At 68.9% G+C, this 15,222-nt stretch carries 13 protein-coding genes and 2 pseudogenes; 7 read left to right on the top strand and 8 right to left on the bottom strand.

The features are described from left to right. Positions 1–256: 256 nt before the first annotated feature. A pseudogene (locus AB0A97_RS22495) lies at positions 257–776 on the top strand (helicase associated domain-containing protein); the annotation flags it as partial. A gap of 51 nt (positions 777–827) precedes the next feature. On the opposite strand, the gene AB0A97_RS22490 reads toward AB0A97_RS22495, so the two are convergent. From AB0A97_RS22490 to AB0A97_RS22475, 4 genes are all read right to left on the bottom strand, one after another. Beyond that, on the bottom strand, positions 828–1,130 hold the full coding sequence (locus AB0A97_RS22490) for a hypothetical protein (protein WP_361152706.1): 303 nt from the start codon (positions 1,128–1,130) through the stop codon (positions 828–830). A 160-nt stretch (positions 1,131–1,290) separates the two neighbouring features. Continuing rightward, a complete protein-coding gene (locus AB0A97_RS22485; RefSeq protein WP_361152703.1) occupies positions 1,291–1,617 on the bottom strand; it encodes a hypothetical protein in 327 nt (108 codons plus the stop codon). A gap of 358 nt (positions 1,618–1,975) precedes the next feature. Further along, positions 1,976–3,820 (bottom strand): RICIN domain-containing protein, encoded by a 1,845-nt coding sequence (locus AB0A97_RS22480; RefSeq protein ID WP_361152701.1) that lies wholly within the window; start codon positions 3,818–3,820, stop codon positions 1,976–1,978. A gap of 67 nt (positions 3,821–3,887) precedes the next feature. Further along, a complete protein-coding gene (locus AB0A97_RS22475) occupies positions 3,888–4,634 on the bottom strand; it encodes a hypothetical protein (protein WP_361152699.1) in 747 nt (248 codons plus the stop codon). Positions 4,635–4,906: 272 nt separating this feature from the next. On the opposite strand from AB0A97_RS22475, the gene AB0A97_RS22470 reads away from it, so the two are divergent. Next, positions 4,907–6,004 (top strand): hypothetical protein, encoded by a 1,098-nt coding sequence (locus AB0A97_RS22470; protein ID WP_361152696.1) that lies wholly within the window; start codon positions 4,907–4,909, stop codon positions 6,002–6,004. 40 nt (positions 6,005–6,044) lie between these two features. Continuing rightward, complete coding sequence (locus tag AB0A97_RS22465; protein WP_361152693.1) at positions 6,045–6,560, top strand: hypothetical protein; 516 nt, start codon at positions 6,045–6,047, stop codon at positions 6,558–6,560. 52 nt (positions 6,561–6,612) lie between these two features. Here AB0A97_RS22465 and AB0A97_RS22460 read toward each other — a convergent pair whose 3' ends face one another. Continuing rightward, positions 6,613–8,130 (bottom strand): RICIN domain-containing protein, encoded by a 1,518-nt coding sequence (locus tag AB0A97_RS22460; RefSeq protein WP_361152690.1) that lies wholly within the window; start codon positions 8,128–8,130, stop codon positions 6,613–6,615. A 339-nt stretch (positions 8,131–8,469) separates the two neighbouring features. On the opposite strand from AB0A97_RS22460, the gene AB0A97_RS22455 reads away from it, so the two are divergent. After that, the gene (locus AB0A97_RS22455; protein WP_361152687.1) at positions 8,470–9,099 is read left to right on the top strand and encodes a hypothetical protein; all 630 of its coding nucleotides are present in this window, start codon (positions 8,470–8,472) and stop codon (positions 9,097–9,099) included. A 104-nt stretch (positions 9,100–9,203) separates the two neighbouring features. Here the strand turns inward: AB0A97_RS22455 and AB0A97_RS22450 are convergent, their stop codons facing one another. Together AB0A97_RS22450 and AB0A97_RS22445 are read right to left on the bottom strand one after the other, a co-directional pair. Beyond that, positions 9,204–9,551, bottom strand: a complete 348-nt coding sequence (locus AB0A97_RS22450; RefSeq protein ID WP_361152684.1) for a hypothetical protein — start codon at positions 9,549–9,551, stop codon at positions 9,204–9,206. 227 nt (positions 9,552–9,778) lie between these two features. Continuing rightward, positions 9,779–10,732 carry a LysR family transcriptional regulator gene (locus tag AB0A97_RS22445; protein ID WP_361152681.1) on the bottom strand — a complete coding sequence of 318 codons (954 nt, stop codon included), beginning with the start codon at positions 10,730–10,732 and terminating at the stop codon, positions 9,779–9,781. A gap of 201 nt (positions 10,733–10,933) precedes the next feature. On the opposite strand from AB0A97_RS22445, the gene AB0A97_RS22440 reads away from it, so the two are divergent. From AB0A97_RS22440 to AB0A97_RS22430, 3 genes are all read left to right on the top strand, one after another. Next, positions 10,934–12,106 carry an epoxide hydrolase family protein gene (locus tag AB0A97_RS22440; RefSeq protein WP_361152678.1) on the top strand — a complete coding sequence of 391 codons (1,173 nt, stop codon included), beginning with the start codon at positions 10,934–10,936 and terminating at the stop codon, positions 12,104–12,106. After that, the gene (locus AB0A97_RS22435) at positions 12,103–12,585 is read left to right on the top strand and encodes an SDR family NAD(P)-dependent oxidoreductase (RefSeq protein WP_361152676.1); all 483 of its coding nucleotides are present in this window, start codon (positions 12,103–12,105) and stop codon (positions 12,583–12,585) included. Before AB0A97_RS22440 ends, AB0A97_RS22435 begins: the two co-directional genes overlap by 4 nt. A gap of 360 nt (positions 12,586–12,945) precedes the next feature. Beyond that, the gene (locus AB0A97_RS22430) at positions 12,946–14,298 is read left to right on the top strand and encodes a fumarylacetoacetate hydrolase family protein (protein ID WP_361152674.1); all 1,353 of its coding nucleotides are present in this window, start codon (positions 12,946–12,948) and stop codon (positions 14,296–14,298) included. Positions 14,299–14,343: 45 nt separating this feature from the next. On the opposite strand, the pseudogene AB0A97_RS22425 reads toward AB0A97_RS22430, so the two are convergent. Next, a pseudogene (locus tag AB0A97_RS22425) lies at positions 14,344–14,824 on the bottom strand (transposase); the annotation flags it as partial. Positions 14,825–15,222 lie beyond the last annotated feature (398 nt).

The following is a 15,222-nucleotide window of genomic DNA, read 5'->3' as shown; positions in this document are numbered from 1 at the left end:
CCACCCGCTACGACAAGACCGCCGAATCCTACCAGGCAGCCGTCACCCTCGCATCGCTCCTGATGTGGGCCTGACATTTGAAGACAACTCCTAGGTCACGCTAAACACGTACAGCGAAGACGTACCACGGGATCGCCGAAGCCATGCGGCTGGACTGCCTCCCGTCTCCCACCCCAGCAGCGGGGTACCGGACTCGGTCTCCAGTGCGGCAGCAGCGTCAATCGTCGGATGCGACGTCCTGACATGGCCAGTGGCAGCCGAGGGTCTGCCGGTGGAGCCGTTGGCCGGGGCGCTGTCGGACGAGCGGCGCGAGCAGCTGGAGGACATCGTCCCGTCGTGGTGCCCGGCCTGGCCGGTGGAGTGGCAGCGGGCCTTCCACCTCGTCCGACTCCATCTGGAGGCCGGCCGCCCACTGCCGACCGAGCCCGGCGCCGTCGTGCACCAGGGCGAGGGCCTCGGCCGGTGGGTGCGCTCGGCCCGGCTCGGCTGGGACAACCTGACGACCGTGCAGCAGTGGATGTGCGAGCAGGGCCTCGGGATCGAGCCTGCGGCTGAGGACGAGAAGCCGCCGCCGCGCCGTACGCAGGCCGACAAGTGGGCGATGAACTAACAAAGCTGCCAAGCAGTTCTACGAGCGCGAGGGCCACCTTCAGGTTTCGAGGTAGCACGTCGAGCGGATCGTCGGCGAGGACCAGGAGGAGCGGGAGCACAAGCTGGGGGCCCGGGTCAGCAACCAGCGCAGCCGGCCCGCGACACTGACACCGGAACGGGTGTGACAGATGTCTGCCATCGGAATGCGATGGGTACGACTCGATTCCTGTGGGGTGTTACAGGACGGCGATGTGGAACGGCTGCGCCGCCTCAGTCCCATTTTTGCCGGTCAGGACCTGCACGACATGCGGTCCCAGACTGTGGACGTAGACCTCGGTCCCCCAGTTGGCCCCGCTGTCGGCGGTGACTTGCAGCGCGGCGTGAGTCACGTCGACGGTCTCGGCGATGATCACCTTGTAAGTGCCGGTGCCGACTTTCTCCACGCGGAGGATGTTCTTCGTCTTCTCCACGATCCCGTCGCGGGTCACCATGGCGGCGGCGCGGGCGTAGGGGGCGTACAGCCGGATGGGATCGGCCATGGCGTGACCTCCAGGTGGTTGTCTTGGCGAGGGCCGTTTTTCTCATACTGTGATCGGCCGGGTGAGGTCGGGGCACGGACAGGTCGAAGGGCTCGTGCCCCGGGGTTGCCGTCTTGGTGAGGCGGCCCGACCGTGTCGGTGAGGGGCCGGCCAATGGGGCTTATAGAACGATCACGGTGAAGGGGCTGTCTACGCGGGCAGCGCCCGCGTACGTCGTCACGCCCAGGGTGTGCGGGTCGTCACTGGTTTCATGGGGGTTGATATAGATCTGGGCCGGGACGGACGAGTCAACCCGGCCGATCAGGGAGGCCAGCGGCACGGCTTTGTCCAGGTCGATGTCCTTGCTGACCTTCACGGAGTACCTGCCGTCTGCAATTCGTCGGACTTCGACGACGCCTTGGGCTCGTACGACGGTGCCATCCCCATTGACCACGGCCGCGGCTTGGGCATAGGGAGCGTTGGCCAGCGGGTAGGAGGGGGTGCTCACAGCTCGTTCCTCTTTCCTTAGGGAATGTCGGCCGCACCGGGAGGGGGCACATGTGGGTGTGGAAGCTAGCCTGTTCGTGACGGAACGGTCGGTTGGGATGGCGTGTTGGTGCCGCCGTTAATCGGCGCTGACGGCCTTGATGGGCGCGTCAGAATCTCCCGGTGCCGTGGGGAAGGGGCGCGACATGCGCCGGCTGGTCCGGATCTCGCTGTGGGGGTTGCGTCAGTCCGTACGTACCGCGGTTCCTCAGGATCGGCTTCGCGGCGGGGGCGTAGCGCGCCGCATGTCGGAACGGGGTGACCGGGTTCTGGCACGCCGGCGGCGAGTCGCCGTGCCGTGACTGCGGCGCCTTGCGGGATTATCGGGTCCTGAAGCGACGGTGGAGGTTGCGGGCCACGTACACCCCGGGGCCGCCGAAGCCGATGATGTCGGTGCGTCCCTCTCCGGTGATGTCGGCGAGGAAGCGGGGGTGGCGGTCGATTCGCCAGGCGCCGGCGTCGTCGTGGTAACCGAAGCCGCGGCACACCAGTTGGGCCTGGTCGAACTGCCCGTCGCCGCGGTTGTGCGCCACCCAAACGCCTTCGTCGCCGAAGCCGATGATGTCCGGGGTACTGTCGCCGGTGACGTCGGCCAAGAGCCGCAGGTGTTTCTCGCCCGTCCATCCCTGGGCGAGTCCGAAGTCGTTCAGGACGAGTTTCGCGGGCTCGAAGGTGCCGTCGCCGCGCCCGCGGGCGACGACGACGCCCTGCGGGCCGAAGCCGAGGATGTCCACTGCTCCGTCAGGGGTGGTCGGAAGCAGGAACCGGGGGTGTTCCTCGGCCGTGCTCCATCCCTGGTCGACCCCGAAGTCGTCGAGGACGTACAGGGGGTCGGTGAAGGTGCCGTCCTCGTTCTGGAGCGACAGCCACAGTCCGTCGTCGTGGAAGCCGGCGATGTCGGCACGTCCGTCGCCGGTGGTGTCGACGAGGAAGCGGGGGTGCTTGTCGGGCAGCCAACCACCCGCTTCCTCGTTGTGGCCGAACGCCTTGAGGGCGGGTTCCTCGGTGAGTGGTGCGAAGGCGCCGTCCTCGTCCTGGAGCGACAGCCAGAATCCGTCGTCGTGGAAGCCGGCGGCGTCGAGCCTGCCGTCGCCGGTGGTGTCGACGAGGAAGCGGGGGTGCTTGTCGGGCAGCCAGCCGCCCGCTTGGACACCGTGTCCGAAGGCCTGGAGGGCCGGCTCGGCCCCCGAGGGCTGGAACGTCCCGTCCTCATCGCGAGCAAAGACGCGCAGGCCGTCGGCGGAGAGGACGACGATGTCGGGGTTTCCGCCGCCTGTCGTGTCCGCGAGGGTCCACAGGTCCGCCGGGCTCGCGGAGGGGGCCGCTGCGTGCAGGACGCGTTCGTCGTCGAACGTGCCGTCGCCGCAGCCGGAGGCCGTGACCAGGCCCGTCGTGGGTTTGAGGCCGACGATGTCCGCTCCTCCCGATCCGGTGGTGTCGGCGAGGAACCGTGCGCCGGGCCCGGCCCACCAGGTGGGTCGCCCCTCGGGTGAGCGGTTGGCTCCGTCGCTCTTCCACCCGCCGGCCTCCTGGTCGCTCCCGAATGCCTCAAGAACCAGCAGCATGTCGCTGAAGGCGGGGGTGGCGCCGGGTGCCGGGCGCAGTGCGGGCGAGCGGGTCAGCCGCCAGGACTGGCGGCTGTTCCAGTGGCTCAGTGGTGCCCAGCGCAGCACCGGGTCGCTGGTGCGCTTGGGCTCGGCCGTGACGAACCGCCAGCGCTGGCTCTTGGCGTTCTCGTCGTACTCGCTCAGGACGACCGCGGTGTCGTCCGGGCTGGGGTCGGCGAGGTCGAGGACGGCGCCGTCGGTGGCGGTCTCGATGAAGTAGCAACCGGCTTCGCCCTCGACGGGGACGACATGCCACTGCTGGGCCTGCTCGTTGGCGGCGGCGTTCCACTGGCGGACACTGCGGTCGGCGGCGACTGGGTTGTCGAGCACCTTGCCGTCGGCCGCGTTACGGATCACGTACGCCTGCTCGTCCTGGGCCTGTCCGCCTTGTGCGGCCTGTACCGGGACGAGTTGCCACTGTTCCGGGCTCGGGTCGCCGTCCGGCAGGTCGCGGACGACGAGCGACCCCTCCGCGCCCGGCGCGTCCTTGACGCCGAGGGCCTTGCCCGTGGCAGCGTTGACGATCTGCAGCTTCAGCTCTTGCGTGGGTACGGGCATCGTACTGCCCCTTCCAGGCGGTGCGGGCGTAGGTCAGGGATGGGTCTGATGCGGCGGTGGACGCCGGTCACGTGAAGACGTGGTGGTAGGGAACGCTCCACTCGTTGGGCAACCGCGGGTAGAAGGTGTTGATGACCGTCCCGGTGAAGTCGCCGCCCCAGTTGTAGGTGAGGCGCACCTCGCTGTCGGCGGCCACCGCGTAGTCCTTGAACCCGAGGATGGTGTCGGGGTGGGTGATCGGCACGAACGTGATCCCGCCCCACGGCGTCACCGTGACGACCCAGAGCTGTGTGTCCTCGGGCGCGCCGTTCTTCCCGCGCCACTTGTCGTCGACCTTGTCCGGCAGTCCCACCTGGACGGTGTCCGCCGGGCTCGCGGGGGCGTCTTGGTGCACGGTGACACGCCGACGCTGCGGCTTCGGGGTGCCGTCGTCACCGCGCCCGGCATCGGTGTGCCCCGCAGCAACGGGGGCGGTCGGCCCTGGTCCGGTGGCGGGGGTGGGCGGCACCTGGCCCGCGGCGCTCTCGAGGAAGTACAGGGGGCGCTGCCCGAAGAAGCCAGCGGGGGTGATGTACCAGAGGTGGCCCTTCGCCTGCTTGGTGGCGTCGTCCAGTGCGGTGGCCAGCTCGACGCCCTTGTCGTGGACCGAGTCCGTCAGTTCGGCGGGCCGCAGATAGCCGCCGTTGAAGGCGTGGACGAGCATGACGGGCCGGTTCTCGACCAGTGCCGCCACGATCGCGTTGTCGTAGCTGTTGACCGCTACCGGGCCACCGACCACCAGGTTCGACATCGTGGTGCGTTCTTGGGTGTACATCGCGAAATACCTCACCTGTTCTGGATGTGGAGAACAATGCGTCCGGTGCTCAGCGATATCACCGATTAGCCGATGCGATCGACACCTGCTCGAAGTTACCCTGGAACAAGCGGAGTTGAGAGAGCGTGGGGCGTTTGTCACTCGATTGAGGGTGATGAACGGTGACACCTTTCGGTGAATTAAATGCCGTGCTAGCTTCGATCGCCAGAACGCGTGCACATTCCGTTCACATTTGCCGAGCAATATTCGGCCACATTAGTCGAGGATGGGGAATGTCTTCCAACGCGTACAATCTGGGACGGACCAAGCGCCAGCCGCTGACGAAGAAGAACCTGAAGGAACTCCGCATCGACTGGCCGGCTCTGCTGAACCACCCCAACCTGGTCTACGTCGACGACGCAGGTGTGCCGCACAAACCCATCGGGCTCTCCGTGAACAAGCAGCGTTACGGCATCATGCCCGGGACCGTGACCGCGTTCCAGCTGGGCTGGATCGCCTACATGAACCTCGGGGAGCCGCTCGTCGAGGAGCGGTGCGACATCAGGCAGCCCCCGCCCGACATGTGCTCTTCGCGTACGTACGTCAACCGCAGTCAGACGTCCAAGATGACCTTCACCGACTCGGTCGACTTCAGCGTGTCGAACGACATCAAGTGGTCGCTCCAAGGCGATGCCAAGCTCACCTTCGGCGGCAGCATCAGCGCACAACTGCAACTGCAACTGCAGAACCAGCTGCGGATGGACCTCCAGGAGCAGATGCAGGCGCAGTGCCAGAACGAGGTGGCGAACAAGAACGCGAACACCGTGACGAACAAGAACAGCAAAGACAGCGTCGGAGTGGACAACGCGAACGCCACCGAGAACGCGGTGCGGAACGCGGCGACGAACTCCATGTCGAACACGGTGACGGAGTCGGTGGGTTTCACGACCACGGGCAGCGCCACCGGCACCGCCATGCTCAACGCCTCGCTGGCGCTGGGCATCCAAGGCTCCGTGAGCGGTTCCCTGAGCACCAGTTGGGCCTCGAAATCGCAGATCTCCGGTGAGGTCCCCCCGGGCGGCCGCGTGGAGAGCGTCGTCACCCAGCGGCGCTGCCACAAGCACTACTACTACGAGATCCCAGTGACCTTCTCCGGGTTCATCGCGGTGTACTACGACGTGCCGGTGGCGGTCCTGTCTCCCCCGCAGCCCGCCGACTATCCCGGCCTCGACCAGCTGGTCGCCCACCCCATCAGCCACCTCGGCCTGACCGCCGGCGGCTTCCACCTGCACGGGCTGGCCGAGGTCGTCTCCGTCCTGGACGTCCACCACACGATGTTCGACTGCCAGAGCCTGACCGACAGCGACCGCTCGCTGCACAAGCACACGTGAGCCGGCACCACGCCGAGCACGACGAGCAGAGGTGACCACCATGGTGTTCAACAGCATCTTCGACTTCGCCGGCCAGAGCGCGGGGTTCTTCTCCGTGACCCACGGCGACCGAACGCACCCGACCGCGGACCCCGGCTTCGACTTCGACTTCGAGGAGGACGTCACCGACACCACATACGACGACAAGAGCACGAGCCTGTCCGCCGATGCGATCCACGGAGCTTCCTCGCGCGCGAAGATCGTACAGGAGCAATCGCCCGAAGCGCGCCTCATCATGGGCTTCCTCGGCTCCTTCGTCCAAAAGACCCAGCAGGCGGCCGGCCCGACGGGGTACACCCAGGATCTCGGCTCGGTGCCCACAGCAGCGTCCGAAGGCATGGAGCAGTCAAACGCGAAGATGGCGAACAACCCCGACCTGAAGAAGAACGAAGACCTGCAGAACAAGCCGGACAAGGGCAAGTACACCGGCATGCCCAAGACGCCGGCGAAGCCCGAGGCGCCGGAGGCCGGCAAGGCACCCAAGGCGACCGCCGACAAGCCGCCCGGCTCCAAGTGACGCCTTGGTCGTGAAGGGGGCAGAGGCGGGAGCGCCTCTGCCCCCTTCGGCATCACGCGGGCAGCAGCTGCCACTGCCGACCCTGGTGGTCGCCCTCCGCTCCGTCCTGCCTGATCGCCGTACGGGCGTTGGTGTCCGCTCGCAGGTACAGTCCGCTGTTGCGGTTCGCGATCTCGTACACATGCGGAGCGTCCGCCGCCGAGCCCAACGGGATCAGCCTCCACTGCTGGTGGTGCGCGTCGTCCCCCTCATAGGCGCGTTGCGCGATCACAGCGCCGGGCCACTCCTGCCCCCCGACGACCTCCAACGCCTTGCCGCTGCGCACGTTCTCGATCCGGTACAGGGCCTCGCCGTCGTCATGGCCGACCACGACCAGCCGCCACCGCTGATGCCCCCGGGGAACGGGGAGGGTCTGATGGATCTCGGCACCGTCCTTGACGGACTCGCGCGCGACCGCCATCCGCAGCCTGCTGCGGGCGTTGGCCCAGCAGACCACCGTGCCGGACTTGGGCAGCCTCGGTGAAGCGATCTTCCGGACCCGGTTGTTGATGTGGTCGGCGATGTAAAGGGCGTCGATGCTGTTCAGTGCGAGTCCGAACGGGTTGTTCAGCTGGGCCGAGCCGGCCGGGCCGTCGTCTCCGCCGAAGTCCGCCTCGCCCGTGCCGGCGACCGTGCTGATCGTCCCGTCCGCGGCGACCTTACGCACCCGGTGGTTGTACTGGTCGCAGAGGTGGACGCAGTCGGCACTGTCCACCGCCACCGCCACGGGGTGGTTCAGCCGGGCTGCTTCCGCCGCCCCGTCGTCACCACCGAAGTCCGCCTCGCCCGTGCCGGCGAACGTACTGATCGTCCCGTCCGCCGCGACCTTGCGAATCCTGTGGTTCTCGGCGTCGGCGATGTAGACGACGCCTGCGCTGTCCACCGCCACTGCGTGCGGGCCATTCAGCTGAGCCGCTTCCGCCGCCCCGCCGTCACCACCGAAGTCCGCCTCGCCCGTGCCGGCGAACGTACTGATCGTCCCGTCCGCCGCGACCTTGCGAATCCTGTGGTTGTTGTGGTCAGCGATATAGACGACGCCTGCGCTGTCCACCGCGACGCCGTACGGGCGGTCCAGCTCGGCGGCGGCGGCAGGACCGCCGTCGCCACCGGCACCCGCGGCGCCCGTGCCGGCGAACGTGCTGATCGTCCCGTCCGCCGTGACCTTGCGCACCCGGTGGTTGCCCGCGTCGGCGACATAAACCGCGCCCGTGCCGTCCACCGCCACCCCACGCGGGTGGTTCACCAGGGCGGAGACGGCCGGGCCGTCATCGCCCCCGTAATCCGCCTCCCCGGCCCCCGCGAACGTACTGATCTTCCCGTCCGCCGTGACCTTGCGGACCCGGTGGTTGCTGTATTCGGAAAAGTACACGGTGCCGGTGCCGTCCACCGCGACACCGTACGGATGGTTCGACTCAGCCGCTACAGCCAAGCCTTCGTCCCCGCCGGAGCCCGCCTCCCCGGTCCCCGCGAACGTGCTGATCAGCGGGTCGGAATCCGCGCCACCTGTGGCTGCCCCATGGGCAGTGCTCATCATCTTCCCCTCACCGTTCACCAATCGACCGCTACGGGCGCAGGCAATAGGTCGGCCATTTCCGGGCTGGTGCCGCACTGCCTGCACCGCTTGGTCGGCCTGGTCTTCTTGTCGAGCGGACGAATCCTGCGCTCACGCACGAAGCAACCGTCTGCTGCATGCGCTGCTCCCATGCTGGAGGCCGATAGATCACCGCCCGAGCCTGCGGCAGGCAAACCCGTCCATCCAGTGGTCCAGAAGCACCGCCCCACCACGCCCAGCGCATGTCGGCACGACCGGCGCACAGCGTGCCCCTGTGCCCCGGCGCACGCGCCAAGATGCGGGCGCCAACAGCTGGTTGTGGTCGCCCCCCTTCAGCAGCCCGCCTCCCCCGCCCCGCAGGAGTCTCCGGAACCGGAGCCGGGCCCGGCCACGGAGCCGATGCTGGACGCGAAGGCCGTCCTGGCGACGGCGGAGCGGTTCCCGTGGGCCACAGCCGCACCAGGCGAGCAGCACTGGCCGGACGGTGGTGACCTCCTGGACGTCGCTCTGAGCGCGGTGCGCCCCGAGGAACACGAGGGGTACATCGAGCGCCTGGAGGCGTTCGGGGAGCAGCACCGCGCCCGCCTGCAGGAGCTGCTACGCACCCACAGGCCGGGCAGCCGGCCCGCCTCGCACGGCCGGTACGCGCTGATCGGTCAGACCGAGACCCTGGTCATCCTGGAGCGGATGGAGGCCGTTCCGATGCTCCTGCGCGGTCAGTGGGAGAAGGAGCTGAAGGACGTCTTCCTGGCCGACCTCGAGTTCGCATGGGGCCGCGCATCCGCCTCAGCCGGTAGCAGCCGGGACGACCAGCGGGCCGAACAGGGTGATCCTGCCCGGCCCCGCTGCTGTGTGGTCAGCAGAAATCAAACCAGGTCTTGGCGCCGACCCGGACAAGCGGCACCGTGTCCCCGGCCGATTAGGTTGCGGCCGGGACGGGTTCGGTGAGGCGGTCCATCCGCGTGCAGAGGGCCCTGCGGGGCGTCGCCCTTGGGGATGCGGATGGTCTTCGAGGGGTGCTGCGTTCCTCATCGCGGGCGGTCAGCGCCGGTTCAGGGCGCGCCTGGCGTCGTTGATGACGCGGCGGACCGCGGGTCGCCGCGCTTGCCCTCGGCCGCCGGCAGCCCGTACGCGCGCACCTGCTCGTACGTGAGCAGCACCCGGGCGACCCGGCTCCAGCAGCCGGTGCGTCCAACCCAGTCGCGTTCGATATCCGTCCCGGAGGCGTCCAGGTCCCCGAGGTAAAGAAGGTGTGCCGCGCGCGGATCGCGGGCGGTGCGGCGGCGGACGACCTCGGCGTGGGACTGGGAGGCGAAGCCGCGCACCACCAGGACGGGGATGCCGTACTCGGCCGGCCAGCCCGTCAGCTGCTGCCGCAGGGTGTCCTTCTCGGCCGCCACATACAGCGCGTGTTGTCGGCCCGCGGTCCGGTCCAGGCGGAACCAGTCCGGCGTTGCCCGTACGAATGCGGTGGCGTCCGGCCAGCATTGCGGGACGTGGACGTCGCGGACGGTGGGTGTCGATCAGGTCGGGGAAACGGCCCTCGCGGCGGGCCGCTGTCGCCCGCCGCACCGGCTCCTCCACGAAGTGCGCCTTCAGCTCCTTTTCACGCCGCGAGTACAGCATTTCACCGGACTGTTTTCGCCGGGATCTCGTCCAGCGGCAGGGGTGACACGGGCCGCCCTGCGCCGGTGAGGACAGCATCGGCGATCTTCCGGAGGCCTGTGACGAGCCGGTTGCGGTCGCCGACGCGGGTGGCCAGCACCACCTGGCTCGGCTCGACGCCGTGCAGTGGGACGGTGGTCAGGCCCGGATGCAACCCGGTCGCCGGGTCGAGCGGCGGGCCGATGGCCACGGCCTGACCTGAGGCAATGAGTTCGTGCTTGTCCTCCAGCGCCTCGACCTGGGGTCCCTCAGGGGCAGGCCGGCCGTCGGGACGGGGGTCGATGCGCCAGTAGGCGTTGAGCAGGGCATCGGACTGGCGCACGTGCGGGAGAGGCTCGTCGGCGATGTCGTCGAGGGTGACGGATTCCTTGCCGGCAAGGCGGTGGTCCCGAGAGACGACCAGCACGCGGGGTTCGTCGTAGAGGACGGCGACGCGGAGCCGGTCGGTGGGGAACGGCAGACGGGTCACCACCGCGTCCACTCGGTGTTCCAGCAGCGCACTCCGGGAGTCGTTCCAGGCGAGTAGCCGGGTGTGGACCTCGGCGTCAGGGTGGTGGCGGCGCATCGCCCGGACGGCGTCGGTGATGAGCAGGCCCTTGGTGTAGCCGATGGTGATCCCGGCGGGCCGGGCCGCGGCCCGGGTGCGCGCCATCGCCTCGGTCGCGGAGCGCAGCAGTCCGGTGGCAAGGGGCAGGAAGACCTCGCCGGCGTCGGTGAGTTTGCTGCCGTGGGTGGTGCGGTCGAGCAGGCGTACGCCGAGCTGCTGTTCCAGGCGCCGGATCTGCCGACTCAGCGAGGGCTGTGTGGTCCGCAGGGCCTCGGCGGCACGGCCGAAATGCCGATGCTCGGCGACGACCGTGAAGCACTGCACCAGCCGCAGATCGAGGTCGACGAGCGCGGGAAAAGGTTCGGGCACACGGTCAGCCTAGATCGCGTCGACGCCTATCGGTGATACGAAAAGTGTATTTCCGGATGCGGAAGAGTCATTGGACGAGGCGGCGGCGGGGCGGCATCGTGAAGGAGCCCGCCCGGCGTGATCAATCGGGCCGGACCCTCCGACACTTGCGCCCGCGGTTCATACCGGGCGCGGATCCAACGCATACCCCGAGGAAAGCCCATGTCATCGAGCACCACTGACTTTCCCCTGCCCGCCCCGGAAGGCGACAGTGTCGCGCGGTTCAGCATCCAGGTCGCGGACAGCGCTCTGGCCGACCTGACGGACCGGATCCGGCGGACGCGCTGGGCCGACCCCGAGACCGTGTCCGACGACAGCCAGGGCGTGCCCCTCGGCCAGCTCCGCGCGCTGCTGGAGTACTGGGCCGACGGCTACGACTGGCGCAAACTTGAAGCGTGGCTCAACGAGCTGGGCCAGTTCCGCACCACCATCGACGGCCTTGGTCTCCACTTCATGCAGGTGCGCTCCCCGCACCCCGACGCGACGCCGCTGTTGCTGCTGCACGGGTGGCCGGGATCGTTGCTGGAGTTCGTGAAGGCGATCGGCCCGCTCACCGACCCCACCTCGCACGGTGGCTCCGCTGCCGACGCGTTCCACGTGGTGATCCCGTCGATGCCAGGATACGGGTTCTCCGACCGGCCCACCGGCACCGGCTGGGACCCGGACCGGATCGCGCGGGCTTACCACGTACTCATGAAGCGTCTCGATTTTGAGACCTATCTCGCTCAAGGCGGCGACTGGGGTGGGGTCGTGGCGACCCGACTGGGCAAGCTACGGCCGGCTGGTCTGCGCGGCGTCCACCTGAACTTCCCGGAATACCTCGCCGCGCCACCGGCCGGTGCCGAGCCGACACCGGAGGAGCAGGCGGCGCTGGTTCAGGGCGGCCGGTTCTTCCAGCAGCACGGCGGCTATCACGTCCTGCAGCGCACCAAGCCGCAGACCATCGGGTACGCCCTGGCCGACTCCCCCGCCGGGCAGGCCGCCTGGATCTACGAGAAGTTCCTGGCCTGGGCCGACCTGGACGTGCTGAGCACCGACGAGATCCTGGACCACATCTCGTTGTACTGGCTGACCGGCACCGCCGCCTCGTCCGCGCGCCTGTACTGGGAGTACGCCCAGCAGCCCCTCGGTCTCACCGAGTTGGACCTGCCGGTGGGCGTCAGCGTCTTCCCGCGGGAGCTGACCCGTACTCCGCGGATCTGGGCCGAACGCGCCTACCACGACCTGCGCTACTTCAACGACGACATCGCTGCCGGCGGCCACTTCGCCGCTTTGGAGCAGCCGCAGCTGTTCGCCGAGGAGGTCCGCAAGTTCGCCCGGACGGTGAACCAGTGAAGACGGTCGTGATCACCGGAGGCACGGACGGCATCGGTCGTGCCTTGGCTCACGCTCGTCTCGACCGCGGCGACCATGTCGTGATCGTCGGTACCAACCGGCACAAGGGCGAGAGTTCCCTGGCCGAGGCCGAGCAGAAGGGCGCCCGCGGCCGGGCCGCCTTCATCTCGGATGATCTCGAACTCATCGACGAGAACACCCGGCTCATCGAGGAACTCGGCGCCCGCCTCACCCGGCTCGACCTGCTCGTGCTGGACGCCCGCTGCCAGCGGGTCCGGCGGGCCGAGACCGCGGACGGCAGCGAGTCCGATTTCGCTCTGTCGTATCTGAGCCGAATCCCGCTCAGCCACGGGCTGCGGTGCCCGCTCGACCGCGCGGACAACGGCGTCGTGCTCACTTCGGCGGCACCGACGGATTCGGCGCGCCGCAATGGGACGACCTGCAGCAACCCAGGCGCTACCACTTCGTCTCGGCCATGATCCACGCCGGCATCCTGAACGCTGCGCCGGCTGTCGATCTCGTCGGGCGATACCCCGGATCGCGCACCCGTTACGTGAACAACTTCCCCGGCACCGCCGCTACGAGCTTCGCCGGGGGCTACCACGAAAACCCGGTGACGCCCGGTCAGGTCGCCGTGCTCCGGCGGACCGCCAAGCCGGTCGCGGCGGCCCTGACCGAGATCGCGCCGTCCCTGGACGCGCCGGGCACCGAGCGGATCACCGCGGTCAGTGAAGGCCGGGCCATCCGGCTCGCCCCCGCGGTTTCCCTGCCCGTCGATGCCGCCCCTCTCCACCAGTACACCCGAGAACTGCTGTCTGCACGAAACGAGGTTCCCCATCATGAAGTGGGTCAGTTACCGGTCCTTCGACGGAAGCGAGCGCTGCGGGCTGGTCGAGGACGGCCGGATCCTCGGGCACGCCGCGGGGGTCACGCTGCTGGACCTGTTGCGATCCGGGGAGAGCTTGGAGGCCGCCGGCGCGCTGGTGAGGTCGAACCCGGCCGAGGTCGTGGACCTGGCCTGGGCTGACGTCCTGGCCCCGATCCCGGTGCCGCCGTCGGTCCGCGACTTCGCGGCCTTCGAGCGGCACGTCAGCAACGCGAGCCGCATCACCACCGGCGACCCTGCGATCAGCCCGATCTGGTACGAGGAACCGGTCTTCTACTTCTCCAACCCCGCCGCGATCCGTGGCCCGCGCGACGACGTCGCGGTTCCTTCGGGTACGAAGGAGTGGGACTTCGAGGTCGAGGTCGCCGCCGTAATCGCCGACGACTGCTCGGATCTGGACCCAGGGACGGCCGAGGAGCACATCGCCGGCTACCTGGTCTGCTGCGACTGGAGTGCCCGCGACGTCTCCGGCCGCGAGATGGGCTTCGTCTTCGGCCCGTCCAAGAGCAAGGACAGCGCGACCAGCCTCGGCCCGTACCTGGTCACCCCCGACGAGCTGGAACCCTACCGATCGGGCAAGGGGTACAGGCTGGCCATGACCGGCTCGGTCAACGGCGAGCGGTACGGGGGCGGCAGCTGGGACGAGATCCACTGGTCGTTCGCCGAGATGCTGGCGCACGCCTCCCGCGACACCACCCTGCGCGCCGGAGACATCATTGCCAGTGGACCCGTGGGCACCGGCTGCATCCACGAGCTGTCGGAGCACCGCTCCTATCTCCAGCCCGGTGACACCGTACGCGTCGAGGTCGACCATCTGGGAGCGGTCCAGGCCCGCGTCACCGACAAGGCCGAGGAGTTCGTCCCCGAGTTGAAAATCTCCCGCAGCATCGACATCGCCGCACCACCCTCGGCCGTCTTCGACGTCATCACGGACCCGCGCCGGCACACCGAATTCGACGGCTCCGGCACGGTCGGCACCATGACAGCCGGCCCGGACCGCCTGAGCCTTGGCGCGGAGTTCAGCGTCTCCATGGTGCAGTTCGACGTGCCGTACAAGGTGACCAACACGGTCCTGGAATACGAGGAGAACCGCCGCATCGCCTGGGCCCACCCCGGCCGGCACCGCTGGCGCTACCAACTGGAGCCGATCGAGGGCGGTACGCGGGCCACCGAGACCTGCGACTTCACCACCTCGCCCCGAGGCGAGCTGGTCGCCGCCTCCGGCTGGGGCCGCCGCGACGCCGAGGGCATCGAGAAGACCCTGCCCCGGCTCAAGGCGCTCGTCGAGAAGAACCACCGGGGTTGAGCCGGCACCGTTCTCTCCCCCGACAGCACACCCTGAGCTTGTTCTTTATGCTTTGTGCGCTGTGAGTTGATGACGTTCAGCGATGCTCTCGGGCCGTCTGGTTGTTCTGCCCACGTCGTATCGGGTGGCCGGCCGCCGGTTCTTCGAGCCGGCCGGCCGCCCGGGGCGGGAGTCGGGGGTTTCGGTGCACGGGCGGGGCGGTGCAGGTGGGGCGGATGTTTCTGAAGCTCCGGCGGACGCGGGCCGGGGTGAGTCCGGCGGGTTCGGCCGGTTTCTCCCAGGGGCGGCGCAGATCGGCTGCGGCTTCGCGGATGAGGCGAAGTTGGGTGTGGGCGGCGATGACGAGCCACGTCCAGCGGTCCGCCGCCTCGGGAGTGCGGAGTTCGGGCCGCGTCCAGCCGAGCGTCTGCTCTTCGAAGCGGAAGGTGTGTTCAAGATCGGACCTGCGGAGGAAGGCGTGCCAGCGCAGGTCGACGTCCGGGCCGCTCATGCCGGTCTTGGGTAACCACAGCCACAAGGGCAGCGGTCCACGGTCGCCGGGCCGAGGCCAGCGCGTCACCGTTCGACTCCTCCCGGCCCGACCGCCCCGCGAGGACCGCACCCAGGTACCGCACGAACTTCTCCGGTCCCTCACTGGCCACCGTCCCCAGCGCGTTGGCCGCCCTCCGTGAGCCTTGCCCGCACCGGGCGTCGTCCTCGTCGGTGGCGATCCGGTACTCGATCCGGTACGCACCCTTGCCGTCGAGCTCCCGCATGGTCCGGCCCAACACGGCCTCCCTACGGGCACAGGGCGCACACCCCGGGTCCACCACGACCGCCAACGTGTGCCGCGCGTCGGCCTTCCCGGACTGCACGGAAGTCCGCTGCCCCCACCGTGTTGGCCGGCACGATGAGCGGCTTCCCCGCCGCCTCGCCCACGATGGC

Source organism: Streptomyces sp. NPDC045470, assembly GCF_040646595.1.
Taxonomy (GTDB): domain Bacteria; phylum Actinomycetota; class Actinomycetes; order Streptomycetales; family Streptomycetaceae; genus Streptomyces.
This window is presented reverse-complemented; position numbering and strand designations above follow the sequence as displayed.

Excerpts from the sequence above, each read along its gene's own strand:
- AB0A97_RS22465 (WP_361152693.1), top strand. The coding sequence starts at position 6,045 with ATGGTGTTCAACAGCATCTTCGACTTCGCCGGCCAGAGCGCGGGGTTC.
- AB0A97_RS22490 (WP_361152706.1), bottom strand. The coding sequence starts at position 1,130 with ATGGCCGATCCCATCCGGCTGTACGCCCCCTACGCCCGCGCCGCCGCC.
- AB0A97_RS22460 (WP_361152690.1), bottom strand. The coding sequence starts at position 8,130 with ATGAGCACTGCCCATGGGGCAGCCACAGGTGGCGCGGATTCCGACCCG.
- AB0A97_RS22430 (WP_361152674.1), top strand. The coding sequence starts at position 12,946 with ATGAAGTGGGTCAGTTACCGGTCCTTCGACGGAAGCGAGCGCTGCGGG.
- AB0A97_RS22475 (WP_361152699.1), bottom strand. The coding sequence starts at position 4,634 with ATGTACACCCAAGAACGCACCACGATGTCGAACCTGGTGGTCGGTGGC.
- AB0A97_RS22480 (WP_361152701.1), bottom strand. The coding sequence starts at position 3,820 with ATGCCCGTACCCACGCAAGAGCTGAAGCTGCAGATCGTCAACGCTGCC.
- AB0A97_RS22440 (WP_361152678.1), top strand. The coding sequence starts at position 10,934 with ATGTCATCGAGCACCACTGACTTTCCCCTGCCCGCCCCGGAAGGCGAC.
- AB0A97_RS22470 (WP_361152696.1), top strand. The coding sequence starts at position 4,907 with ATGTCTTCCAACGCGTACAATCTGGGACGGACCAAGCGCCAGCCGCTG.